The sequence below is a fragment of the Pseudonocardia sp. P1 genome (assembly GCF_000178675.2).
In the GTDB taxonomy this organism is placed as follows: domain Bacteria; phylum Actinomycetota; class Actinomycetes; order Mycobacteriales; family Pseudonocardiaceae; genus Pseudonocardia.
In genome coordinates, this window is sequence record NZ_ADUJ02000001.1 from 5,154,908 (window position 1) to 5,177,860 (window position 22,953).

A 22,953-nucleotide genomic window follows, 5' to 3' on the forward strand; every position below is an offset into this window, starting at 1 on the left:
CCCGTGACCCTGCCCCGCACCGAGCTCGACGCGCTGCTCGCGCACCGTGTCGGCACCCGGCTCGACCTCGATCCCGACTCGCTGGCCCGGCACCTCCCGCTGCTCGACGAGGTCGTCGCGACCACCGCGAACGGCAGCGCCCTGATCAGCGACCTCGCCGCCTACGCCGAGCCGAGCTTCACCGGTGAGGCGTTCGCGGTGCGCACCGACCGGGTCACCGTCCGGCTGGCCCGGTCCGCGGTCGCCGCCCTGGTCCGCACCGACGCCGACGACGACGCCCGCGAGCCCGCCGGACTGTGGATGTTCGACGCCGACGGCACCGCCGTGCACCGCGCGCACCTGGTCTCCGAACCCGCACCGATGGTGCTCGACGTGATGGCGCTGGCCCCGCGGGCGGAGCGGACCGAGGCGGTGCCGCCGGAGCTCCCCGATCCCGACGAGCTGGACCAGATCGGCCTGCTCGACGCGATCCTCGCCGACGACGGCGACCTGCTCGACCGGATCGCCCGCCCGGCGTTCCCGGTCGGCGGGTTCCTCCCCGTCGTCGAGCTGCTGTGCCTGTTGTGCGAGCAGGGCGTCCCGGTCGGCATGGCCGTCCCGAACCGGGGCTGCCTGCAGGCGTCGGTCGGGTGGGTGGACCACGTCGAGACCGGCGACGTCGTCGGCGTCGTCTCGGGGCCGGCCCAGTTCGCCTTCGGCCCGGCCGACGTCGACGCCGCACGCGTCGTCCGGACGCACGGGCCGCACGGTCCGATGTCGACGGTACTGCTGACCGGCGACGACGGCCGCTGCCTCGCCCTGCTCGGCCAGCTCGGGCTGCCGCCGGTGAGCGCGGTGACGGCCTGGGAGCGGATGGTCGCCGACATCTTCGGAGGTCGCGGCTCCGGAGGACGCGGCTTCGGAGGACGCGGCCGACCGACCGGGTGAACGGGTGAACGCGGTCACCACGCCGTCCGTAGAGACGGGCATCGAGGATGAATCACCCGGAAAGGACGCCCCGATGCGCCGTACCCTCCCCCGTCTCGCCGCCGTGACCGCCGCAGGCGCACTCGCCTTCGCCGCGACCGCGGGTGTCGCGTTCGCCCAGGAGACCGAGGTCCCCGAGCCGAGCAGCTTCACCAGCATGTACACCGTGGCCGCGTCGCCGGACACGATCATCAACAACGACAACGCCGCCGTCCCGGGCGAGCCGGGCGCGTCCGGCGAGTTCAACTTCCGGCTCAACAGCGACGACGAGATCATCTGCTACGACATCACCCTGCGCGGCGTGACCGGGGAGTACGAGAGCCCGGCGAAGACCGCCACGCACATCCACGAGGCCGCCGCCGGTGCGGCGGGCCCGCCGCGCCTGGCGTTCCCGGACCCGACCGGTGACGGCGACGTCCGGACGTCGTCCGGCTGCCTGCAGGGCCCCTTCACCACCGGCCTGGAGCGTGACGGCCAGGACACCGGCACCGGCTTCTCGCTCGCGCAGATCGAGGCCGACCCGTCGGCGTTCTTCGGGGACACCCACACCGCCGAGTACTCGGCCGGTGCCGTGCGCGGCCAGCTGACCGAGGTCCCGATGGGTGGCGTCGAGACCGGCGCCGGCGGTGCCTCCTCGAACGACACCGTGGCCTACACCCTCGGTGCCGCGGGACTCGTCGCGGCGGCCGGTGCGGGCGTCGTCCTGGTCCGCCGGAGCCGTGCGCAGGGCTGACACCGTGCCCGACCGCGTGCGACGCCCGGGAGCCCTGGTGCTCCCGGGCGTCGTCGTGCTGGTGGTCCTGCTCCTCACCGGCTGCGCCGGGGCCGGTGTGGACGGTCCGGCGGCCCCGGAGCGGCCGGGCGGCCCGATCACCCAGGCGCCGGTCGTCGCGGCACCGGGTGAGGTCGTGCCGACGTCGGTCCGGATCCCGGCGATCGGGCTCGACGAGCCGTCGCTGGTCCGGCTCGGCGTGACCGGGGAGGGCACGGCCGAGGTGCCGCAGGACTACGACCGCGTCGGCTGGTTCGACCGCGGCGGCAACCCCGGCCCGGCCGTCCTCATGGGACACGTCGACTCCCGCGACGGGCCCGCCGTCTTCTTCGACCTCCGCGACCTGACGGCCGGGGACGTGATCGAGGTCGGCCGCAGCGACGGTACGACGGGCCGGTACGCCGTCGAGTACACCCGGCAGGTCCCGAAGGACGAGTTCCCGACTTTCGAGGTCTTCGGGGCCGCGCCGGAGGATGTGCTCCGGCTCGTCACCTGTGCCGGCGAGTTCGACCGCGGTGAGCGCAGCTACCTCGACAACCTCGTCGTGCACGCCCGCGCCGCCTGACGACCGCCGTTGCAGGACGCGCCGAGATGTCCGGTTACCGCCCCGGGGTCCGGCTCTGGCGGACACTGGACGGGTGACCGTGCCGCGAGCGAGGACGCCGTCCGGGCCGGACCGCCGGTCCGCGTGGTCCACGCTCGTGTCCGGCGTGTCCCGGCTCGGGAAGGTCCCGCCGCTGCACGTCGTCCTGGCCGTGACCGGGATGCTCCTGCTGGTCGGCGTCGTGATGGTCCTGTCGGCGTCGGCCGGTGGACGGACCGTCGCGGACGGGATGGTGCTCACCGTCTTCGTCCGGCACCTGATCTTCCTGCTGGCGGGCGTCGCCGCGTTCGCGGCCGGGATGACCCTGCGGCCGTCGGTGCTGCGGGCGTGGACGCCCCTCTTGCTGCTCGCCTGCGTCGTCGCGCTCGTGCTGGTGCTGGTGCCCGGCATCGGCGAGGTCCGTGGCGGCGCCCGCAGATGGATCTCGGTCGGCGGGTTCACCGTGCAGCCCGGCGAGGCGGTCAAGGTCGTGCTGCTGCTGTGGGGCGCGCACGTGCTCGCGTTGCGGGGCAGGGCCGTGCGGCACGCCCGCTACGCCGTCCTCCCGCTGGTCCCGGTGGTGATGATCGTCGCGGCGCTGCTGATGCTCCAGCCGGCGCTGAGCACGACGGTCGCGCTCGGCGTCGTCCTCGTCGCGCTGCTGTTCTTCGCCGGGGCGCCACTGGGACTGATCGCCGCGCTGTCCGGCGGTGCCGTCCTCGGGGCCACCGTCCTCGGGCTCACCGCCGGCTACCGGCGCGAACGGCTGACCACGTTCCTCGGCTCCGGCGACGAGCTCGGCGCCGGCTACCAGTCCCGCCAGGCGCTGCTCTCACTGGCCGACGGCGGACTGTTCGGCACCGGCCTCGGCCAGGGCCGCGCCAAGTGGGACTACCTGCCCAACGCCGCGAACGACTTCGTCTTCGCGGTGATCGGGGAGGAGCTCGGACTGCTCGGCGGGATCGCCGTGCTCGGGCTGTACGCGGTGCTGGCCTGGGTGGGCCTGCGCGTCGCGGCCCGCACGAGGGACCCGTTCCTGCGGCTGGTGACGGCGGCGACCGCCACCTGGGTGGTCGTGCAGGCGGTGATGAACGTCGGCTACGTCGTCGGGCTGCTCCCGGTGACCGGGCAGCAGCTGCCGCTGGTCTCGGCGGGCGGCACGGCGCTGGTCAGCACCCTGTTCCTGCTGGGGCTGGTCGCCAACGCCGCCCGCCGGATCAGGTAGACCGCAGGTCCCCGCGCAGCACCGTCGCCCCACCGGTGTCGACCACCCGGAAGCCGGACGCGTCGGAGCGGAGCACCGACGAGTTCAGGTTGCAGACCATCGGGTTCTCGCCCGTCCCGATGAACTCGCCCGCCCCGACCTCGCGGCCGTCCGACGCCTCGACGACGACGCGGTACGTCGAACCCGACCGGAACCCGTCGGCGTCCAGCACGATCTCCACGCCCCACGTGTGCGGGATCGCGACCGCGGTGGCCTCGACCGCCGGATCCATCGCCTGGACCGCCACCGGCTCGCGGGGGATCCCGTCGTGGTCGCCGACCGCGTACCCGACCGCGCCACCGACCAGGATCGCGACCGCCGCCGCGGACGCGACCGGGAGCCAGCGTGGACGCTTCCTCGTACCGGGCTCGCGCCCCTCGGCGCGGGCGGCCGCCACGATGCGGTCGCCCAGGTCCGGTGGGGGAGCGGGCGCCCGGTCCAGCTGCGCGGGATCGACCCGGCCCAGTGCGGGCAGGACCGACGAGATCTCCGCCAGCTCGGCCCGGCACTCGGCGCAACCGTCCAGATGGGCCGCCACCGCGGCGGCCTCGTCGCGTGGCAGACGTCCGATCGCGTGGTCCCCCAGCGACTCACGCAGTGCCCGGTGCTCGTCCGGAGTCACGGTTCCACCCCCATCTCGTCCATCGCCAGTCGCAGTGCTTTCAAGCCGTAGAACACCCGGCTGCGGATCGTCCCGACCGGGACCCCGGCCTCCGCCGCGATCTCCGCGTGTGGACGGCCGCGCAGGTACGCCTCCACGATCGCCTGCCGGTGCTCGGGCCGCAGCCGCCGCAACGCCTCCTCGACCAGCCAGGTGTCCACCAGCGCGTCGTCGGCGGGGCCGATCGAGTCCCTGCCGGACTCCGGCTCGTCGGTGAGCTGCCGGCGCCAGGGTCGCACCGTCAGCCGGCGGATCTCGTCGATGACGACGTTACGGGCGATCGCGAACAGCCAGACCCGCAGGCTCGCCACCGACGGGTCGAACGCGTCGGCCCGGCGCCAGGCGCGGAGGAAGACCTCCTGGACCGCCTCCTGTGCGCCGCCGTCGTCGCCGAGCTGGCGCAGGGCGTACCGGTAGATCTCGGGGCCGTGGGCGCCGTACGCGGCGCGGAGCCCGGCCTCGGTGTCGAGCCCGGGGTCCGGGGGTGGGGCGACAGCCCCTCCGCCCACGGACCGCAAGCCGCGTCTGCGCGCCGTCATCGGTGTCCGGAACCTCCTGAACGTCCCCTGTCCGGGGTGGGTACGTACCCGGGGGCGGGGGTGTTCACGGGTTCGGTGTGGGATAGGCTCGTGGATGTCCGATCGACACGATCGGGCATGCGGGCGTAGCTCAATGGTAGAGCCCCAGTCTTCCAAACTGGCTACGCGGGTTCGATTCCCGTCGCCCGCTCAGAGCTTCTACCAGCGAAAACGGCGCCCACTCCCGATCATGGGAGGGGCGCCGCTGTCGTTCCGTGCAACTAGCGTGCAATTAGCCGACATCGTCTTCGGTGCTGTCCTCGTCGCCCTGGACCAGGTCGTTGAGCCGTTGGGCGATGGCGCGGTCCCGCTCAGTCGTCGCGTGCTGGTAGATCAGCGCGGCCCGCATGGAGCCGTGGCCCATCCGGTGCATCAGCTCGCGGGTGCTGGCCCCGGCCGTCGCGGCGAGGTGGTTGCCGGTGTGGCGCAGGTCGTGGAAGTGAAAGCCACTCGGTAGGCCCGCGGCGACGACGGTGCGGGTCCAGGCAGTGGCGCGGTGGAAGTTGCCCCGGCGCAGCGGGCCGTCACGGTCGCCGGTGAACACCAGGCCCTCCGTGCCGTCCTCGGCGTACTCGGCGATGTGCTCGCGCAGTTCGGTCACCAGGACGTCGGGGAGGGCCACGGTGCGGGCTCCGGCCACGGACTTGGTCGGGCCTGCCTCGATCTCTCCGTTCTTGTGTTCAGCCAGCCGCCGGTAGACGTGGACTGCTCCGCCGTCGAGGTCGATGTCGCAGCGCCGTAGCGCGACCAGCTCGCCCCAGCGGAGCCCGGTGAAGGCCGCCGCGAGCACGAGGACCCGGAACCGCGGTGGGACGAGCCCGGAGAGCTTCGTGACCTGGGCGACGGTCGCCGTCGGTCGCTCCGGAGTCCGGTGTTGACCCGCTCCCTTGATCCGGCACGGGTTGCGCTTGATCAGGCCGTCGTCGACGGCGGTATTGAGGACGGCGCGCAGCAGCCGGTAGGCCTTGGCGGTCCGGTCCTCCGAGCGTCCCTCGCGGAGCAGGGTGGCTCGCCACGAGCGGATCAGGTCGGTGCTGATCTGGCCGATCGGGTAGTCACCGAGGTACGAGGCGAGGTGCAACCTCCACACGCTGGCGTACTCCTCCCGAGTCCTGCGGCTGATCTTGTGCTCGGCGATCCATTGCTCGGCGAACTCGCGCAGCGGGATCTTGCCGAGGGCCGGGTCGGTCCAGTCGTCGCGGAGTAGCTCGGTCTCGACAGCAGCGAGCCACTGCTCGGCCTCACGCTTGCGAGCGAAGGTGTCGGGCGCGGCCCGTCGTCGGCCGTCGGGGCCGAGGTAGGAGGCCTGGTAGCGCCCGGAGGGCAGCTTCCTGATCAGCCCGAAGCGGCGGTGTCCGGGGCGGTTGCCGCGTGCCATCAGCCCACCTTCCGAAGCTGTCGGCGGACGTCGCCGGCGGTCACCGGTTCGACCCGTCCGGACTGGACGAACTCCTCCAGGTCGGCGACCCGAAGCCGCACGTGCCGGCCGACATAATGGAAGGCGATCCGGCGTTCAGCGATCAGCCGGCGGACGAAGCGCACGGAGGTATTGAGGTAGTCCGCCGCCTCCGGGACGGTCAGGTACCGCGTGGTCATGACGTCTCCTTCCGGGATCGCGTGGTGCGTTGTTCGCGTCGTCGTTCGGCGATGCCGAGTGCGATCTCTCGTTCGGCGTCGTTCCGGTGTCCGAACTGGACGACCTGCCAGTCGTTGACGACCAGCACGGAACCCGAGTCGGCGGGGGTGTCGAGGCCGGCGAGGGTCTCGCCGAGGCGGTAGGTGCGGCGCTCCCCGCGGATAGTGCCGAAGGTCGTGGAGTAGGCGCGGGACTTGGTCAGGAAGTGGCCGCGGAAGCCGAGCATGTGCGCCCACCGGCGCAGGTTCAGCGCCTCGTACTGCTCCTGGCCACCGAGCTCCCACGCGGTTTCGATCAACCGTCGGTGGTGCGGGGTGATGTCGAGATGCCGGACGTGGGCGATGTCGCGGATCGGCCGGTCGGTCGCCTCGGACTTTCCGGTGCCCTTGGTGGCGTACTTGGCGACGTAGGCGGCCAGGGCATTGTCGGTGATCTCGCCGTCGTCGTCCTCGAGCGCGGCCGCTGTAGTCGAGGTGATGGGGCGGATGTCGACCTGCTTCCCCCATGCCAGCGGGAGCGGTGTCCCGTCCGGTCGGGCCACGACGAGGGACACCGAGCTTGCTGCGTCCCGGACCGCGACGCCCAGGGCCTCGGTGGTGATCCAGCCGGGTGGTGCGGTGGTCGGCCCGTCGGGTCCGTCGAGGCGGACGACTGCGTGGAAGTGCACGAGCCCGCGGCGCTGGTACTCGGCGACCTTGGCGTAGGAGAGCCGGGCGTGGTCGTGGAACTCGCGGACCTTGACCCCGAGCATCCCGGCGAGCAGCCGTCGGAGTCGGATGGCGAAGCGGTTCCAGAGCTTTCCGGCGTGGGCCTGCCAGAGCACGGCGCCGACGTAGTCGTGGGTGTCGGGGTCGATTGCGGTGCCGACGCGGGGGTCGTCGCGGTGGTGCTTGTCCCCGCAGCCGCAGGGGACGACGAGCCCGCGGGCGGTGACGCGGCGGGTGTGGACCGGCCCGAACGACGGGGCGGTGAGGGTGACGAACGCCCGTGGGTGCTCGGTGGCGGTGTCGGGGACGCCCTTGCCGCCGGCCATTCCGGAGCGCAGGAGGTGGTAGGCGTCGGAGGCGTAGCGATCCGAGCAGGCCGGACAGACCGACGCGCGCCGGTTGCCGCACGGAGCGAGGATCTCGCCCTCCCGCTCAGCGAGGACGGTGCCAGTGGCTCGGTCGTGGATGCGCGACGAGCCGGTGAGGTGGATCGGGGCGGCGCAGCCGCCGATGGCGGTCACTTCGCGGCGCCAGTCCTGGAAGTTCTCGGAGCGCAGCAGGTGGGACAGGTCGTGGTCGTGCTGGGTGGTTGTGGCAGCCGTCATCGCGGCATCCCTCCCGGGACGGGTCGAGGCTGTGGGTGGGCGCCGGCCCCCGCTGGGAGCTGGTCGCACAGCGGCGAGGCCGGGCCGGGTTACCGGCGGTGGGCGCGGTGTTCGTGCTCGATCTCGACCGGTCCCGGCGTGTAGCCGTGGTAGCGGGCGAGCAGGCGGGCGGCGGCCCGGTAGGAGCTGGCGTGACCGACGAGTGCGCCGTGGTCGTTCTCGACCCGGTAGCGGCCGGCCTCGCGCAGCACAGTGCCGCCCTGGCCGGTGTGGCCCAGGCACACCAGGGCCTTGCCCGGCTCGACAACATCGACCCCGATGAGTCCCGTGGAGCGCTGCGGCACCTTCTTCGGCTCGGAGGCCCGGGCTGGTGTGGGGATGGGGTGCAGGTGGTCCCAGCGGGACACCATGTCGCGCGTCTGCTTGGGCACGAGCACGGAGCGGGCCGGTCCTTCCGAGCCTGCGTGGTGGACGTGGTGGGTGCCGCCGAGCCGGAGGTGGCCGGTGTCGAGGAGCTGGGCCACGGTGTCCCCGTCGTGGCGGGCGAGCGCGTCCGTGCAGCCGGGGCGGGCAGGGTCGGCCCGCAGGACCTGTCCGGAGCGCTCGACGAGGAACAGCCCCGGGTCGTGGGCGAGGCCGACGATGCGGGCGACCTCGCGCGGGTCCTGGGTCGCGGCCGGGCCGTGGTCGTCGGGCTGGACGGTGACTGGGTCGCCGAACAGCGCGTCCTGCACGGTGCCGGCCTGATCGGTCATGCTGACCACCACCAGGTGGCGCGGGCTTCCCAGGACCACTCTCGGGCGAGCTGGCGGATCACGTACCACTCCGCCACTAGCGCGCCGCCGGTCACGATCCAGAACCAGCCCGAGGCCGAGCCGAGGTAGAGCCAGGTCCCGCCGACGATCACGGCGAAGAGCAGGGTGAGCTTGGCCCAGGTGCGCAGGGCCCATGCGGTGGTGGTGCGCATCAGGCAGCCCCCCGCTCGGTGTCGCCGTCGTTGTGGAGGTCGATCACGTCGGCGTCCGGCGGCGGGGCGCAACGTTGGACGAGTTCGGCGATGTCGTCGTCGGAGACGAACGCCGCGCGGAAGCGGACCGGGAGCCGCGACCCGCGGTCGATGACGAAGCCGATCCCGGCGTGGCGGGCGTCGCCAGGGATCTCGTCGGCCAGCGCCCCGCGCTCGCGGGCGCCTTCGCCGAGGACCATGTCGACATGGGATGCGGCGGTGACGCCGAGGCAGATCCGTTGGGTGAACAGCTCTCGCACGTCGAGGACGTCCTTGGACGGCTCTTGGAGGTAGCCGTGGACCGCGAACAGCGAGGCGCGGCCTTGGGTCATGATCTCGGCCAGCAACCGCAGGGCCTCGCGCACGGACGTGCGGTCGCCGTAGGCGGTGAGCATGGCCATCTCGTCGATGACCAGCAGCTCCACCGGTGTTTCGATGCTGGGTGTGGCGGCGCGGATGTTCTGTTCGCGCATGTCGTCCTGGCGGTCGCGCATGGCGTCGCGGAACTCGGTCAACAGCTCCAGGGCCTCGGCCATGGTGGTGGCGTAGCGGTGGAACAGCGGCGCGCCCTGTTCGGTCTCCACGCCGCCCTTGAGGTCGACCATCCACACCCGCACGACCCCGTCGCGCAGGCACGGCCCGACCCCGCGCAGTGTGGACCACAGGATTGACCCCTTCCCGGACCCGGAGGCGCCAGCGACGAGCCGGTGTCCGCCGACGAGGGGCGCGGTGAAGGGTTCGCCGCGTTCGTTGTCGCCGATCTCGACCGCGCCGAGGTCGACGTCGTCGGCCTGTTCGGGGATGTCCGGCGCGGGGATGGTGCGGGTGAAGGGCAGCTCCCACTCGATCACCACCGCGACGACGCCCGGCCGGTGGCGGGTGATCGCCACCCGGTGCGCGATCAACGCCTCGTAGAGAACAGAGGCGCGTTCCTGCCAGAACGCGACGTCCTGCCCGCGGACCATGCGGACGTAGACGGTGTCGATCGTCGACGACGAGGAGCGGACCCGGAGCACGCGGGGGACGAGCTGTTCGCCGCTGTGGCGGTGCTCGCGGGTCAGGCCGCAGTCCGACATCAGCTGTGTCCACCGGCGACCGCGGTAGACGGTCCAACGGCGCCAGGCGGCCCGCAGGTGCGGGGCGGCGAACCGGTCGAAGCTGGCCGGGTGCGCCCGTCCCCACACGGCCACACCGGCCATCAGGACCGCGAGAGCGGCGGCGGTGATGAGCGGGCCGAGGCTGAGCGCGAGGCCGAGCCCCAGCAGTGGGGCGGCGATGAAGCCGGGGTGTCGGGCGAGCCAGGCGGCGGCCTGGAACTCGCGGCCGGGTGGCCGGGTGGCCCGGGTGCCGTGCCGGGCGGGGCCGTTGATGCGAGTTGCCGATCTACTACGCTTGCTCATTGCTACCAGTCCTCACGAATCGAGACCGGGTAGCGGGGCGCCCGCCGTGTGTTTCCGCCAAGAATCCATCTCGGCGGGCACCCCACCACCCGGGTGGTCACTTCTGTGCGCGCAACGCGCCGCGCGCCGAATCCAGATGCACGGTCAACACGGCGACGTCGCGGGCGAGGTTGTCGTGGGTGTTCTTGAACCCACCCGTGCGATACGGGATCCCGTGCAGGGACCGGCGCAACTCCCGCATCGCGGCGTCCAACTCCTCGACGGTGCGGTCGACGGCCTTGGACATGTCACTTCCTCCACTCCCGGGAGACCAGTTCGGCCTCCCACTTCTTCGCCGAACTGGCCATCACCTTCAGCGAGCTGTGCGACTTCTTCGCCGCCGCCGAGATCTCGTCCGGGGAGGCGTGCGACCAGTGCTGGCCGTCGCCGCCGGCCTTCGCTGACGTGCCCTTGCCGGCGGTCCGGCCTTGCTTGCCCCTGCCGCTGTCGCCTGCCTTGGCGGCGACCTTCTCTGCGTCGGTCAGGGCGTCGCCGACCAGCTGCAGGGCCCGCCAGAACTCGCCGTACTTGCGCAGCGCGCGCCGGTTGACCTTCGGCAGGGTTTTGATCCGGTCCCGCGGCCCGAGGCTGAGCGCCATGACCTCAGACCCCCTTGCGGATCGCGACCTGGGCCAGCCGGAGGCCCTCGGCGACCCCGGCCTGCCACGCCTGCTCGGTCGGGATCACCGGATGGTCATGACGCGACCAGCGACGCCGCTCGATCTCCAGGCGTCGCACGAGGCGTCCGACACCGGTGGTGGCGCGCAACCGGGTCTTCGTGGTCGTGGTCATCGCAGTACCTCCTCCATCTCGCTGTTCTTGGTTTCGGTGGTCAGGTCGACGTGTCCCCAGCAGTGCGGACACACCCCCGACCCGCCGCATTCGCCGCACTCGTCACCGGCGATCGAATGGCCGTAGCCATCACATTCGTCGCAAGCCCGGCTACCGCTGCATTCCGTGCACGTCATTGGTGCTCACCCCTTGATGTGAGGACACAGGTGTCCCCGTCTTGGAACTGCCATGGAGTCGCCGGAAAGCACTCCGGCCGGAAGGAATGGGCCGGGTCAGGCGGCCGGTCCGCTGATCGCGCGGACCCCGATCTTCTGCTGCTGTTCGGTCAGGTCCTGCTCGGCCTGCTCCAGCACCCCGCGTAGGCGGGTGATCTCCGGGCGGTCGAGGAACAGCGTCACCGTGCCGCCCGACCCGGCCGCGTCGAGCGTGACTCGGTCGTCGTCCGGGTAGAGGTGCGTGGCGAACGTCGTGGTCTCGTACAAGTGCATCCCGACCGAGACGGTGGAGGAGGGCAGGAAGTCCGGGCGGTCGGTCACGACTCGCCCCCGTCGTCCTTGCCCCGCCGTGCCGGCATCGGGGCCGGGGTGGCGTGCTTGAGCCCCATCGCCTTGAACGCGATCCCGGAGACCGTGCGCCCGTCCGGCGACTCGATCGAGTACGGGTTGATCTTCGCGTCGATCAGCTGCACTCGCGCGTCCTCCGGGAACCCCTCGCCCGGGTCGGCGGTCAGGGTCACCTTGATCTCCTCGCCCTTCGGCGCCCGCTGGCCCGCCTGGACCTGGAGCTTCGCGAACAGCGACACCACGAACTGCGTAACGCCGTCCCGGTCGGTCACCGGCACTTCGGCGCCGTTCGCGTCCTGCCGGGTCTTGGGTGCGGGTGGCTCCACCACCGTGAGCTTGAAGCCGTCGAGCACCACCGGAAGATCCCTCATCACTCACTCCTTCGTTAACCTGACCAGCTTGGCTAGCCATATCAGGGTGACTGGCCTGACTAGTCATGTCAACCGTGGATAAGGAAGATGGCTAGCCGGGCTAGTCAGCAGACCGATACCGTGGTGACATGAGCACGCCAGCCGAGTTCCTCGCGCATCTGGACCCGGAGGATCCGCGCACCCCGTCGCAGCAGATCTCCAACCAGATCCGCGCCGCGATCAAGCTCGGCAAGCTCAAGGCGGGGGAGAAGCTGCCCTCGCAGCCTGACCTCGCCGAGCGCTACGGCGTCGCCCGCGAGACCGTGAAGGCAGCGCTGCGTCCCCTCTATGCCGAGCGGCTGCTCATCAGCCGGCAGGGGAGTGGGGTGTTCGTCCGCGCCCAGACCGAGCTACCGGTGGGGCTGCGCCCGCACATCGAAGCCGCGTTCGAGCGCCCCGACGTGCGCATCGACTTCGCCGGGTTCTCCGGCGAGACCCTCGCGGGCACCCTGTCCGAGGTCCTGGACAAGGTTCGCGCCGGACGACTCACCCCGGAGTCCATCGCTATCCGGATCATGCTGTCCGACCCCGGCGCACCTCTCGCCCTGCCGTGCCGGGCGGACACCGCCGCCGACGACCCCGCCGTCCGCACGCGCGCAGACCGCATCACCCGCCGCGCCGTGGACAGCATCACCGACGGCGTGCAGGAGCTTGCCGGCCTCGGGCTCGTGAAGACCGCGACGGCCCAGGTCCGCGCGCACAGCGCAGCACCCCTGTTCAAGCTCTACCTGCTCAACGACGAGGAAGCGTTCTTCGGCTTCTACCCCGTCCTGGAACACACCGTCACCATCGACAAGGAACAGGTGCCGATCTTCGACCCGATGGGCAAGGACGCGACCCTGTTCCACTTCTCCACCGGTGACGACGCCGAGACCAGCAACGGCCCCCAGTACGTCACCCAGGCACGCACCTGGTTCGACTCCGTGTGGAACACGATCACCCGGGAGTATCCACGGTGACCCTCCCGACCGGAACCCACACACAGCTTGTCGACCTGCTCCGTGGCGCCCGCGTCGTGCTGCTGGATTTCGACGGCCCCGTCGCGCACCTGTTCGCCGGCCATCCGGCACCCGACGTCGCCGCCGCCGTCCGCCAGTTCGCCACCGTCCGTGGCATCGATCTGACCGAGGTCCGCACCGACGACCCGCTCGTCCTGCTCCGCGTCGCATACCGCCACTCGCCCGAGTCCGGTCGCGATGTCGAGGCCCATGTGATCGAGCACGAGACCCGGGCCGCTGCGGTGGCTGAGCCGGCCCCCGGAGCGCACGAGCTCATCCGGACCGTGGTCGCGACCGGGCGCACGGTGCTGGTGGTCAGCAACAACTCAGAGCGGGCCATCCGGACCTACCTCGCCCGCCACGATCTGACCGAGCACGTCGCGCACATCATCGGCCGGCCCTTCGGGCACCCCGAGCAGATGAAACCCGACCCGCACCTTCTCCACGCAGCGCTGGATATCGCCCGAGCGGCACCGGCCGACGCGGTGTTCGTCGGTGACTCAATCACCGATGCACTCGCCGGGGTCGCCGCCGGGGTGCCGTGCATCGGCTACGCCAAGCGGCCCGAGCGCGCCGAAGGGCTCACCGACGCGGATGCCCTGCTCGTCGTCGACGACATGCACACCATCGCGACCGCGCTACGCCCGTGACCACGCTCCGTCCCGACGTCGCCCAGACCGCACACGCGCGATGGCCTGACCTCGCACCCGCGTGGACCGACACCCTGTCCGAGGAGCTGGCCGACGTCTGCGCCGCGCTCGCGGTGACGCCGACCGGCCGGACGTTTCCCGCCAGATCCGCCCACGTGGTCGAGGCGACGTCCAACTCCGGCGCACGCCTGGTCCTGCGATCGAGTCCCGACCCGCATGCCGTCCACCAGGCCGCCGTACTCGACCGACTCGCGCATGCCGGCCTCGCGCCCGTCGTCCACCTGCTGCGAAAGACCGCTACGGGCATGTGGACTGCGATGGACGTCGTCGAACCCGGGACATCGTTCGCCGAGCAGGAGCCGAAGCCCTCGGATCTCGCGGGGGTGGCAACGATGCTGCGCACCCTCTCCGTCGAGGACGGGCTGCCATCGCTGCCCAGCATTGTGCCGTGGCTTCGTGCGCGTCTCACCGATCCGCCGTCTGATGACCAGCCGCCTCACCGAGGTCCCGAGCCCGCCGCCGTCCGTCAGGCAGCGACCGTCGCTCTTGATCAGCTCGCCGCCGACATGTCAGCCGCGTTGTGCCACGCCGACCTGTCACCACCTAACGTGCTCCACGGCGCCTCCCAGCTGTGGTTCATCGACCCTCGCGGGATGAGCGGCGAAGCCGCCTACGACATCGCCGTCCTCGCCTTGAAGCTCAGCGATGACCACTTGGACACCGCCAGAGCGCTCGCCCGCAGCATTGCGCTGTCCAGCGGCAACGACCCCGAGCGTGCCGACTCATGGGTGACTGTCGCCGACGCCGCGACCGTCTGACCCCGGCGGCTGTCCGGACGTCAAGCATCAGGTGAGACCGGAACGTCAAGCATCAGCCGGGACACGACAACGGCGGCAGCGCACGCTGTGTCTAGACCTTCCATTCGGTATCAAGCGGCGCCTCCGGCGCCGGGTTGCGCGCGGCGCTGCGGCCTCCGGCCGGTCGCCGCGCTACCCCCCGCTCGTTCAGCAAGCCGCGATCCCGTGCGTGGCCAACGGACGGGGGCAGCTACCTGGGGCACTGCGCGCACCCGATCAGTAACACTCGGTCGCCTTCTCGCGATGTTCGTCGTTGCAGACACCACCGCACAAACCGGGGGCCCAACGCACATGGCACGAACTGGCGAGAGCGACACTGTCTGGGAGCTGAAGCCCCACACGAGTGCTAAGCACGACCTCTTGACCGGATACCTCAAAGGATGGTTCCCGATCTTGAGCCGTTGGAACGACCGGATCGTCTTTCTCGACGGCTTCGCTGGACCCGGCGTCTATAAGAACGGGGAACCCGGGTCGCCGACCAAGGCCCTAGAGGTTCTACTCTCCCATCGTCATCTTCCAGCCATGACGAACAAGACTTTTGTGTTCCTGTTCAATGAAGCAGAGCCGGACCGGCACGAATCCCTAAACGCGGTTGTCCAAGAATTTATCGCCAGTCACCAGCCCTGGCCTCCCAATATTAAGGTGCAGGTCGCAGGCGACAGCTTCGAGAACGTGGCCGAAGGCATTTTGGCGCACCTAGACGAACAGAAGAGGAATCTCGCTCCTACCTTCGCCTTCGTCGACCCATTTGGCTTAAAGGGACTGCCCATGGATCTACTCAGGCGCCTCCTGTCGTTCGACCGGTGCGAGCTATTTGTATATTTTGACTTCAACGCAGTCAATCGGTTCGCAAGCGCTGGAAACATCGACGATCGCCTGACCGAGCTATTTGGTACTGACCGCTTTAAGGACGCTGCAGGGCTAGCCGGTCCGGAGCGGAAGAAGTTCTTGCATGACCTGTACCAGAGTCAATTGATAGAGGCCTGCGGATTCCCGTTCGTCAAGAGCTTCGAGATGGTCAACGAGACGGGTCACACTGGATACTACCTATTCTATGGAACCCGCCATGTCACCGGACTTCGTGTGATGAAGGACGCGATGTGGAAGGTGGATCCGGGCGGTGGCGAAAAGTTCTCTGACGTTCTAGCGGGTATCCCTGTATTGTTCGGAGACGAGGTCGACACCGAACCACTCCAGATCGACCTAGCGCAACATTTCAAGGGTCAGACCGTGAGCATAGAGCTACTGGAGCATTACGTCCTAACGGAGACGCCATACGCGGCTTCACACCTCAAGAAGCTGACTCTAAAGCCGATGCAGATCGCGGGTCAGATCACGTGCGTAAATCAGGCTCGGCGAAACACATATCCCCCTGGGACCCAGGTCGTATTCCCAGGCTAGACGGCGCCAGTTTCAGGTTTCGGATACTCACTCCACTCGCGACCGTCGAGGGTCCGCCCTCCTTGTTTCGGAGTTCGTCCGCCCCATTGCTTAAAGAAGAATGGAACCCCTTGAGCCTTGGTCTCGTCCCGAAGCGAACGCACCCAGTCGGGATCGAGATGCCTAGCGCCCGCTCCACTTTCACCACCGGCGATAACCCAGTCGATTCTATCGAGGTCAATACCGTACAGCGGGCCGATTAGCGGTTCGGCAGATAGGAACTTGACCGCCGCGCCAGTTGATCGGAGATGATCGATCCGGCCAAACTGATCACTAGACTCGACACTGACTCCCATCCACAGGTTGGCTGGCCAATTCAGCTTTTCCGCGAGCCGGGCAAGACGCAGCGACCGCTTAGTCAGAACTTGGTACGTATGCCGCGGAGTCTCCGCAATCTCCGCAAAGACGTCCCGAATGTAGCTCAGAGGAACTTTCGCATGGAAAAGATCGCTCATGCTATTTACGAATATAATCTTAGGGCGTCGCCAACGTGACGGAACTCCCAACGCGTCAGGATGAAGAGTGACTCCGAAACCTGGCCCTGAGGTAACACCGTTGCCGTCGTTTTGATATCGCGGTTGGCCCATTGCCTTAAGCCGACCTGCAAGCTTCAGCGCGTAGCAATTGTCGCATCCCGAACTGATGCGATCGCAGCCCGTCGTCGGGTTCCAGGTTGCCTCGGTCCACTCGATCGCGCTGCTTTGTGCCATAGAGTCGAGACTATAGCCTCCGGGGCCGCACGTCGAACACGCGTTCGGCATCGGAGTGTGGCCAGTGCCGACCGCAGCTCTCCAGGAACGTCAACCGCTCAAGACGATGCCCTCGCCGGGCGGCAGGTCTCCGGGATGGCCGGGGTGTGGCATCCCGACGACCTCCCGGAGGGCTACCACACGACGTCCCGGGGGCGGAGCTGGACGAGGTCGGCCAGGCGGTTGCGTCGGGGGCCGCCCCCGGGCCGACGCGCGGTCGGGGGCGTTGCCCAGGTCGACGGGATGCCACACGAGCACCGGGCGCGGGTGCGTGAGGAACTGAGTGACGATCGGTCCATACGAGCCCGGAACCGCGCGGACGTCCACGGACGCACGCAGCCGCTTGACCAGCGCGTTCAAGCCGTTCGGCCGGTCGCCCTCGTTGCTTCGGGACGAACGAGTCTCTACTGCCCATGCATCACGCACTCGCAAGCGATTGGATCACACAGATAGCCTGCCGTGCGTGGTCGATGCTCCGCAGCCTGTCAGTGAGATGCCGACGTGGGACGGCTTCCTACTCCCTGTCCTGCAGGTCCTCAAGGACGGCGAGACCGTCCAGGCTCGCGAGGTCCAAGATCGTGTGGCTGACCACGTCCAGCTCACTGACGCTCAACGGGCTGAAGTCCTCGAATCCGGGCAGCAGCGCTTCCGAAATCGCATCGGTTGGGCGGTCTCATCGCTGGCGCGTGCAGGAGCGCTCGACCGCCCTCGGCGTGGGTCCTACACCGTGACCGACGTTGGACGGCGACTGCTCGCCGAGCACCCACAGCGCCTGGACGAGGTCCACCTGAGGCAGATCCCGGCGTATCGCGACCACGTTCCGGCCCGGCGTGCGCATTTCCCGTCGACCATTTCGGTGGAGCAGAGTCAGCACAGCTCTGGTCTTGACCCGATCGAGCAGATCGAGGCCGGTACCGCCCGACTCCGAGCCGAGGTCAGCACGCAGCTTCTCGAACGGTTGCGCGCCGCGAGCCCGGACTTCCTCGAGCAGTCGGTCCTCGACGTGCTGGTCGCGATGGGCTACGGAGGGGTCGAGCAGCGCGCCCGCCGGATCGGTGGCAGCGGCGACGGCGGGGTCGACGGCGTCATCGACCAGGACCCGCTCGGTCTGGCCCGCATCTACGTCCAAGCCAAGCGATACGCCCCGGACACCGTCGTCGGTCGGCCGCAGGTGCAGGGCTTCGTCGGCGCCCTACATGGCCAACAGGCCACCCAAGGTGTCTTCATCACCACGAGCACCTTCTCCCGCGAGGCCCTCGACTACGCCCGCTCCGTCAACGCAAGCGTGATCCTTATAGACGGGGAGCGGTTCGCGAACTTGATGATCGACCGCGGGGTGGGCGTTCAGGTCGAACGAACCTACACGATCGTCAAGCTGGACGAGGACTACTTCGAGTAGTGCCCGGACCGCACGGATCGCCGACCCGCCGCCTATACGCGGACCGCTACAGCGGTCGGGTGAGCCGGAGCAAACCCGGAGCGGACTCTCGACGACCACGCACAACGCCCGGTGACAATGCGACACGAACGCCCAGCTCAGCTGGCACTAAGCGACATCTGGTGACACCACCGGGCACCGCGCGACCGCTTTCGGGACGAAGTGCCCATGCCCTCGCCGGGCGGGCGGGTCTCCGAGATGGGAGCGCCCCGGGTCCGGCTGGCGGTTCCCGTCGTGGGGTGGCAGCGGGCGTGCCATCTCGACGACCTCCCGGAGGGATCACGCCACGGACAGGGAGCAAGCCTGTGCGGGTGCTCGGGGTGCGGCCGACGTCTAAGAACGGGGCGTCGCGACGTAGGTGGTCCAGTGCGATGGGCAGGTTGCCCCGTGTCGGCGACGTGATCGGGCTACGCGAAGTCGACGAGATGGCGCGAGCCAGATCTGAGCTGCACAGGTTCAGTGCCCTGGCGCGTTGATCGCGGGTAGCCGGTCGAGCAGGGCGCGGGCGTCGCTGGTGATCCGCGAGGTCCGGTGACGGAGTGTCCGCCGACATGGACATCGAACGGTGCGCAGCGGATTCAGTGCTGGGTCCTCAACCCCTGTGCAATTCGGGTCAGGCGGCTCCGCGAACTACCTGGCGCGCCTGCCCTCAAGGAGCTTCAGCACCGGGCGCGGTTCCGCTGAAAGGCCGGACCGGGCCGGCTCGGGCCAGACCGGCACGTCGTCCGCCTCACCGCCGAAGGCGAGCACCGTCTGGGCAGCGAGGTCGCCAGCCGCCTGTATGAAGCCCTCAGCACCCATGAGGCGCATCGAATTACCCCCGTTGATCAAGGGCCATAGCGCACCAGACGCGTTCGACACCTTGTTCGGGTCTGATCCGTGGGCGAGCAGATCACGGAGGTTCTTCATGTCGGCGAGGTAAGCGACCAGCTCCTGCTTTCCTGAGTACACGACCCACCTAGATCTATTGCCTGCGGACGTGCCTTTTACGCGCGTCCGCAGGCCCCAATCGCTTGTGAAGAGCTTGACGCCATGCTTGTCGCCAGCGCTGCGGAGCTTGTCCGGATTCACCGGCAGCGTCCGCTGACTCGCTGTATCGCGGAGGATGTCGTTGAAGAACGACTCGAGTGCTGCGTACGACATGGTGAAGATGGCCCACCGGAGCGCGTACTGCTTGTTCGACCGGCCGAGCCTGCGCCCATCGAGGCCCTCGAGCTCGTCGATGTCGCGATGAAGGGTCACGAGCAGCGTCGGATTGACGAGCCCCGCAGCGAGGGAGCTGGCCGCTTCGAGCACGATTGGCAGACGCGGGTGCGCGGACATGCTCGAACGCTACAGAACGTGTGCCACGTAGTCGTGTCCGAGTCGCACTAGTGCCCCAGAGCCCTACCTGGTACCCCTCCCACCAGCACCGATGCACCACGGGGCTCCAACACCAGTGCAACTCATGCCAGAGCCGTGGGAGATAGAGGCCTGTTTGACCAACTGCCTGACAACTGCGGCGGCACCCGGCGGACGTCCAGGAACTTCACGAGCCCGCTCACCTGATCGTCGTCGCCCGCCCAGCCGGTGTCACGGTTGCTTCACACCGAACGAGTCGTGCCCTCGCCGGGGGGCAGGGCGCCACCTGCGATTCTCATACTCACTATCTCCGGGATGGCACTCAGTAGGCGCGGGGGAGCGGGCTCACTCCCGGGTAACCCTCAGGAATCAACGGCAGATGCAGCCGATGGACCCGTCGCCCATGGAAGATGCGGTAGCGAGTCCGTGCAGCGCACGAGGGGTAACGGCGAACGTCGAGTGTCGCCGGAAGCAGTGGATCTTGTCTCCGGCGGTTTGAGGGGTAGATGTTGACGTTCGCGATGGGGGTGGTGGCCGTCCCTCTTACAGCTCGCGGACGAGTCGGCCCGGATTCCCTGCGACGAGGACGCGGTCAGGCACGTCGCGCGTGACGACGCTGCCTGCCCCGACGACGGTGTTTGCCCCGATGGTCACGCCGGGGCAGACGATGACCCCGGCTCCGAGCCAGGTGTTGCTTCCGATGCTGATGGGAAGGGGGCGTTCCCATCCTTCGCGCCGGCGGTCGTGGTCTTCGACGGGGTGCTGTGCTGTGAGGAGCTGTGTCCGCGGTCCGATCCGGACGTCGTCGCTGATGGTGATCGTGGCGTCGTCCATGAACAAGGCATCGTGGTTGACGAAGGCGCGATGGCCGAGGGTGATGTGGGTTCCGTAGCTGCACTGGAAGCGGGGCATCACCACGACGCCGTCGCCGAGCTGTCCGACGAGCCGCCGGAGGAGAGACTCGCGCTCGTCGTCGTTATCGGGACCGGTCGCGTTGAACCCATGGAGGAGGCGCCAGCAACGACGTCGGTCGTCGACGAGGTCGGGTTCGTCGAGGTACCAGTCGTTGCGGAGCATGCGTTCCTTGTGCTCGCCCACACTTACGATCCTGCGTCCAGAGATCCGCGGGTACAAATCCGGTACAAGTCAGCCTGACCAGCGATGCCCAGCGACAACCCACCCCGACCAACGAACCAGCAGGTCAGAGGCTGAGTCGCCGGTGTTATGGGTGGTCGGTATTTCCCCAGCGGCAGTACATCTCCAAGTGGTCGGTCAGCGGGACTGTCAAGTTTCCGGTGTAACTGAGGTTGGTCGGGTTACGTGCGTCCGGCGGACAGGCGTCCGTCGAAGGCGATGTCGAAGGCGTTCAGGGCGGGACCACCGGGGAGGTCCAGGCTCACCTGGCCGAGGTCTACGGCGCCCAGGTGTCCCGGCAGACGATCTCGACGATCACCGACAAGGTCATCGAGGCGATGGTCGAGTGGCAGAACCGGCCACTCGACCCGGTCTACCCGGTGATCTTCATCGACGCGATCCACGTCAAGATCCGCGACGGGAAGGTCGCGAACCGGCCCGTCTATGTCGCGCTCGCGGTGACCTGTGAGGGCCGCCGGGAGATCCTCGGGCTCTGGGTCGGGGACCCCAGCAGCGGTGGCGAGGGCGCGAAGTACTGGCTGCACGTACTCGCCGAGATCCGTAACCGCGGCGTCGGTGACGTGCTCATGGTTGTCTGTGACGGCCTGGCGGGGCTGCCGGATGCGATCGGCGCGGTCTGGCCCGCCACTATCACCCAGACCTGCGTGGTGCACCTGCTGCGCAACAGCTTCCGCTACGCCGGCCGCCAGCACTACGACGCGATCGCCAAGGCCCTGCGACCGGTCTACACCGCACCCACCGAGGCTGCGGCGACCGAGCGGTTCCTGGAGTTCTGCGAGGCCTGGGGTGAGCGGTATCCGGCGATCGTGCGGCTCTGGGAGAACGCCTGGGCCGAGTTCGTGCCGTTCCTGGGGTTCGACGTCGAGATCCGCAAGATCATCTGCACGACGAACGCGATCGAGAGCGTGAACGCCCGGATCCGGCGGGCGGTCAAGGCCCACGGGCACTTCCCGAACGAGGCCGCCGCGCTCAAGTGCGTCTACATGGCGATCATGAGTCTCGACCCCACCGGCACCGGGCAGCACCGGTGGTCGATCCGCTGGAAGCCCGCCCTGAACGCCTTCGACATCGCCTTCGACGGACGCCTGTCCGCCGGACGCACGTAACCCGACCAACCTCAGTTACACCGGAAACTTGACAGTCCCCTCCCCGGCGGCGCATCGATGCCCTGGCGCTCGATGTGCGCGTCGATGGTGTCCTTGATGGACTCGCTGACCTGGTCGGCGTGGTCGAGCGCGTCCGCCAGGCCATGGCGGAAACGCAGGGTGCCGCCTGCGTGGTCGGCGAGCGGACCGTAGAGCCGCATCCCCTCGGTGGCGAACCGGTGCAGGTCGATGTCGCGGCCGCCGTCGCGGCCGGTGACGTAGTGGTTCGCCTGGGCGCGGACGGCCTCGCGGCGCGGGTGCTCGGTGACCGGCATCCGGTAGTAGCCCATCTCGTCGGGCCAGTCGGTGACGTCCCGGCCCCGATGGAAGCGCGCCACCCGCGGCGCGCTGCCGGCCGCCAGGTGCTCAGGGAGAGCCGGGCGCGGTTGACAGCCGCGGGTACCGAGCGTAACTTTTGCTCAGTCGAACTGACAAAATAAGCACAAAACGTCAGAACGTCTGACACACGCCGAAGTAGGAGAGAAGCTCGGATGGCCAAGATCTTGTTCGTGATGACCGGTGCGACGTACTGGACGCTCAACGACGGAACCAGGCACCCGACCGGCTACTGGGCCGAGGAGTTCGTGGCTCCCTACTCGGCGTTCAGGGATGCCGGACACGAGATCGTTGTCGCCACTCCGGGTGCGATCGCGCCGACCGTCGACGCGGTCAGTCTGACTCCGGACATGGCCGGTGGTGAGGACGCCGCGAAGGAGCAGGCCGCGGTGATCGACGGAGCTGAGGAGCTCCGGAGGACGATCGACCTGGGGGAGGTGCAGCTCTCAGACTACGCCGCCGTGTACTACCCTGGTGGACACGGCCCGCTGGAGGACCTGGCCTTCGACAGGGACTCAGGAAAGCTGCTGATCGACGCGCTGGGATCCGGCAAGCCGCTCGGTATCGTCTGCCACGCACCGGCGGCCCTGCGCGCGACCGTCGCCGACGACGGGACGACACCGTTCGCGGGCTACCGCGTGTCCGCGTTCTCCAACGAGGAGGAGCGGCAGGTCGGTTTGGCGGAGAAAGCGCCGTGGCTGGTCCAGGACGAGGTTGTGAGCCTCGGTGCGAAGTACGACGAAGGCGAGCCGTGGGCTCCGCACATCGTCGTCGACCGTAACCTGTACACGGGCCAGAACCCTGCTTCGTCCGCCCCGTTGGCAGAGGAGCTCCTCAAGGCGCTGCCCTGATGACGGTGCTC

General features: G+C 69.1%; 27 protein-coding genes, 1 tRNA gene and 1 pseudogene. 12 read left to right on the top strand and 17 right to left on the bottom strand.

Going from position 1 to position 22,953, the window contains the following annotated elements; all coding sequences use genetic code 11:
- Positions 1–3: 3 nt before the first annotated feature.
- The 4 genes from PP1_RS23850 (at position 4) to PP1_RS23865 (ending at position 3,546) form a co-directional block, all read left to right on the top strand.
- Positions 4–927 carry a hypothetical protein gene (locus PP1_RS23850; protein WP_010228097.1) on the top strand — a complete coding sequence of 308 codons (924 nt, stop codon included), beginning with the start codon at positions 4–6 and terminating at the stop codon, positions 925–927.
- Between the two features lie 73 nt (positions 928–1,000).
- The gene (locus PP1_RS23855; protein ID WP_010228095.1) at positions 1,001–1,699 is read left to right on the top strand and encodes a CHRD domain-containing protein; all 699 of its coding nucleotides are present in this window, start codon (positions 1,001–1,003) and stop codon (positions 1,697–1,699) included.
- A 16-nt stretch (positions 1,700–1,715) separates the two neighbouring features.
- Positions 1,716–2,303, top strand: a complete 588-nt coding sequence (locus PP1_RS23860; RefSeq protein ID WP_157178950.1) for a class F sortase — start codon at positions 1,716–1,718, stop codon at positions 2,301–2,303.
- Positions 2,304–2,376: 73 nt separating this feature from the next.
- Positions 2,377–3,546 carry an FtsW/RodA/SpoVE family cell cycle protein gene (locus tag PP1_RS23865; RefSeq protein WP_010228091.1) on the top strand — a complete coding sequence of 390 codons (1,170 nt, stop codon included), beginning with the start codon at positions 2,377–2,379 and terminating at the stop codon, positions 3,544–3,546.
- Here the strand turns inward: PP1_RS23865 and PP1_RS23870 are convergent.
- The gene (locus PP1_RS23870) at positions 3,539–4,207 is read right to left on the bottom strand and encodes an anti-sigma factor family protein (RefSeq protein ID WP_010228088.1); all 669 of its coding nucleotides are present in this window, start codon (positions 4,205–4,207) and stop codon (positions 3,539–3,541) included. The genes PP1_RS23865 and PP1_RS23870 overlap by 8 nt on opposite strands.
- Positions 4,204–4,755, bottom strand: a complete 552-nt coding sequence (locus tag PP1_RS23875; RefSeq protein WP_227012794.1) for a sigma-70 family RNA polymerase sigma factor — start codon at positions 4,753–4,755, stop codon at positions 4,204–4,206. Before PP1_RS23875 ends, PP1_RS23870 begins: the two co-directional genes overlap by 4 nt.
- A gap of 149 nt (positions 4,756–4,904) precedes the next feature.
- On the opposite strand from PP1_RS23875, the gene PP1_RS23880 reads away from it, so the two are divergent.
- Positions 4,905–4,975: transfer RNA gene (locus tag PP1_RS23880), tRNA-Gly, on the top strand.
- 81 nt (positions 4,976–5,056) lie between these two features.
- Here PP1_RS23880 and PP1_RS23885 read toward each other — a convergent pair.
- From PP1_RS23885 to PP1_RS23935, 11 genes are all read right to left on the bottom strand, one after another.
- Positions 5,057–6,202 (bottom strand): tyrosine-type recombinase/integrase, encoded by a 1,146-nt coding sequence (locus tag PP1_RS23885; protein ID WP_010228084.1) that lies wholly within the window; start codon positions 6,200–6,202, stop codon positions 5,057–5,059.
- Complete coding sequence (locus PP1_RS23890) at positions 6,202–6,420, bottom strand: helix-turn-helix domain-containing protein (RefSeq protein ID WP_010228082.1); 219 nt, start codon at positions 6,418–6,420, stop codon at positions 6,202–6,204. The genes PP1_RS23885 and PP1_RS23890 overlap by 1 nt, the downstream gene beginning before the upstream one ends.
- The gene (locus PP1_RS23895; protein ID WP_010228080.1) at positions 6,417–7,772 is read right to left on the bottom strand and encodes a replication initiator; all 1,356 of its coding nucleotides are present in this window, start codon (positions 7,770–7,772) and stop codon (positions 6,417–6,419) included. The genes PP1_RS23890 and PP1_RS23895 overlap by 4 nt, the downstream gene beginning before the upstream one ends.
- An 89-nt stretch (positions 7,773–7,861) precedes the next feature.
- Positions 7,862–8,527: a hypothetical protein gene (locus PP1_RS23900; protein WP_029239416.1), complete on the bottom strand. Its 666-nt coding sequence runs from the start codon at positions 8,525–8,527 to the stop codon at positions 7,862–7,864.
- Positions 8,524–8,739, bottom strand: coding sequence for a hypothetical protein (locus tag PP1_RS23905; RefSeq protein WP_010228076.1), 216 nt, complete (start codon positions 8,737–8,739; stop codon positions 8,524–8,526). Before PP1_RS23905 ends, PP1_RS23900 begins: the two co-directional genes overlap by 4 nt.
- The gene (locus PP1_RS23910; RefSeq protein WP_010228074.1) at positions 8,739–10,178 is read right to left on the bottom strand and encodes an FtsK/SpoIIIE domain-containing protein; all 1,440 of its coding nucleotides are present in this window, start codon (positions 10,176–10,178) and stop codon (positions 8,739–8,741) included. Before PP1_RS23910 ends, PP1_RS23905 begins: the two co-directional genes overlap by 1 nt.
- Positions 10,179–10,275: 97 nt before the next feature.
- Entirely contained in the window at positions 10,276–10,464 is a 189-nt protein-coding gene (locus PP1_RS23915; protein ID WP_010228072.1) for a hypothetical protein, read from the bottom strand.
- Position 10,465: 1 nt separating this feature from the next.
- A complete protein-coding gene (locus tag PP1_RS23920) occupies positions 10,466–10,816 on the bottom strand; it encodes a hypothetical protein (protein ID WP_010228070.1) in 351 nt (116 codons plus the stop codon).
- 4 nt (positions 10,817–10,820) lie between these two features.
- The gene (locus PP1_RS23925; protein WP_010228068.1) at positions 10,821–11,009 is read right to left on the bottom strand and encodes a hypothetical protein; all 189 of its coding nucleotides are present in this window, start codon (positions 11,007–11,009) and stop codon (positions 10,821–10,823) included.
- 272 nt (positions 11,010–11,281) lie between these two features.
- A complete protein-coding gene (locus PP1_RS23930; protein WP_010228066.1) occupies positions 11,282–11,545 on the bottom strand; it encodes a hypothetical protein in 264 nt (87 codons plus the stop codon).
- Complete coding sequence (locus tag PP1_RS23935) at positions 11,542–11,943, bottom strand: hypothetical protein (RefSeq protein ID WP_050802327.1); 402 nt, start codon at positions 11,941–11,943, stop codon at positions 11,542–11,544. Before PP1_RS23935 ends, PP1_RS23930 begins: the two co-directional genes overlap by 4 nt.
- A gap of 128 nt (positions 11,944–12,071) precedes the next feature.
- Between PP1_RS23935 and PP1_RS23940 the strand changes: the two genes are divergently transcribed.
- From PP1_RS23940 to PP1_RS23955, 4 genes are all read left to right on the top strand, one after another.
- Positions 12,072–12,941: a winged helix-turn-helix domain-containing protein gene (locus PP1_RS23940; RefSeq protein WP_010228062.1), complete on the top strand. Its 870-nt coding sequence runs from the start codon at positions 12,072–12,074 to the stop codon at positions 12,939–12,941.
- Positions 12,938–13,630, top strand: coding sequence for an HAD family hydrolase (locus PP1_RS23945; RefSeq protein ID WP_010228060.1), 693 nt, complete (start codon positions 12,938–12,940; stop codon positions 13,628–13,630). The genes PP1_RS23940 and PP1_RS23945 overlap by 4 nt, the downstream gene beginning before the upstream one ends.
- Positions 13,627–14,448 carry a phosphotransferase gene (locus PP1_RS23950; RefSeq protein WP_010228058.1) on the top strand — a complete coding sequence of 274 codons (822 nt, stop codon included), beginning with the start codon at positions 13,627–13,629 and terminating at the stop codon, positions 14,446–14,448. The genes PP1_RS23945 and PP1_RS23950 overlap by 4 nt, the downstream gene beginning before the upstream one ends.
- A 282-nt stretch (positions 14,449–14,730) precedes the next feature.
- The gene (locus PP1_RS23955; protein ID WP_202796353.1) at positions 14,731–15,888 is read left to right on the top strand and encodes a three-Cys-motif partner protein TcmP; all 1,158 of its coding nucleotides are present in this window, start codon (positions 14,731–14,733) and stop codon (positions 15,886–15,888) included.
- On the opposite strand, the gene PP1_RS23960 is transcribed toward PP1_RS23955, so the two are convergent.
- Positions 15,885–16,688 carry a DUF5131 family protein gene (locus tag PP1_RS23960; protein WP_337819677.1) on the bottom strand — a complete coding sequence of 268 codons (804 nt, stop codon included), beginning with the start codon at positions 16,686–16,688 and terminating at the stop codon, positions 15,885–15,887. The two genes, PP1_RS23955 and PP1_RS23960, sit on opposite strands and share 4 nt — an antisense overlap.
- Positions 16,689–17,139: 451 nt before the next feature.
- On the opposite strand from PP1_RS23960, the gene PP1_RS23965 reads away from it, so the two are divergent.
- Positions 17,140–18,075 (top strand): restriction endonuclease, encoded by a 936-nt coding sequence (locus PP1_RS23965; RefSeq protein ID WP_202796352.1) that lies wholly within the window; start codon positions 17,140–17,142, stop codon positions 18,073–18,075.
- Between the two features lie 669 nt (positions 18,076–18,744).
- On the opposite strand, the gene PP1_RS23970 is transcribed toward PP1_RS23965, so the two are convergent.
- A complete protein-coding gene (locus PP1_RS23970; protein WP_010228048.1) occupies positions 18,745–19,437 on the bottom strand; it encodes a hypothetical protein in 693 nt (230 codons plus the stop codon).
- A gap of 561 nt (positions 19,438–19,998) precedes the next feature.
- Entirely contained in the window at positions 19,999–20,553 is a 555-nt protein-coding gene (locus PP1_RS23975) for a sugar O-acetyltransferase (protein ID WP_010228045.1), read from the bottom strand.
- Positions 20,554–20,822: 269 nt separating this feature from the next.
- Between PP1_RS23975 and PP1_RS23980 the strand changes: the two are divergent.
- Positions 20,823–21,716: pseudogene (locus PP1_RS23980) on the top strand (IS256 family transposase); the annotation flags it as partial.
- Between the two features lie 11 nt (positions 21,717–21,727).
- Here PP1_RS23980 and PP1_RS23985 read toward each other — a convergent pair.
- Positions 21,728–22,093, bottom strand: a complete 366-nt coding sequence (locus tag PP1_RS23985) for a hypothetical protein (protein WP_010243518.1) — start codon at positions 22,091–22,093, stop codon at positions 21,728–21,730.
- A gap of 153 nt (positions 22,094–22,246) precedes the next feature.
- On the opposite strand from PP1_RS23985, the gene PP1_RS23990 reads away from it, so the two are divergent.
- Positions 22,247–22,942 carry a type 1 glutamine amidotransferase domain-containing protein gene (locus PP1_RS23990; RefSeq protein WP_010243516.1) on the top strand — a complete coding sequence of 232 codons (696 nt, stop codon included), beginning with the start codon at positions 22,247–22,249 and terminating at the stop codon, positions 22,940–22,942.
- Positions 22,943–22,953: the final 11 nt, after the last annotated feature.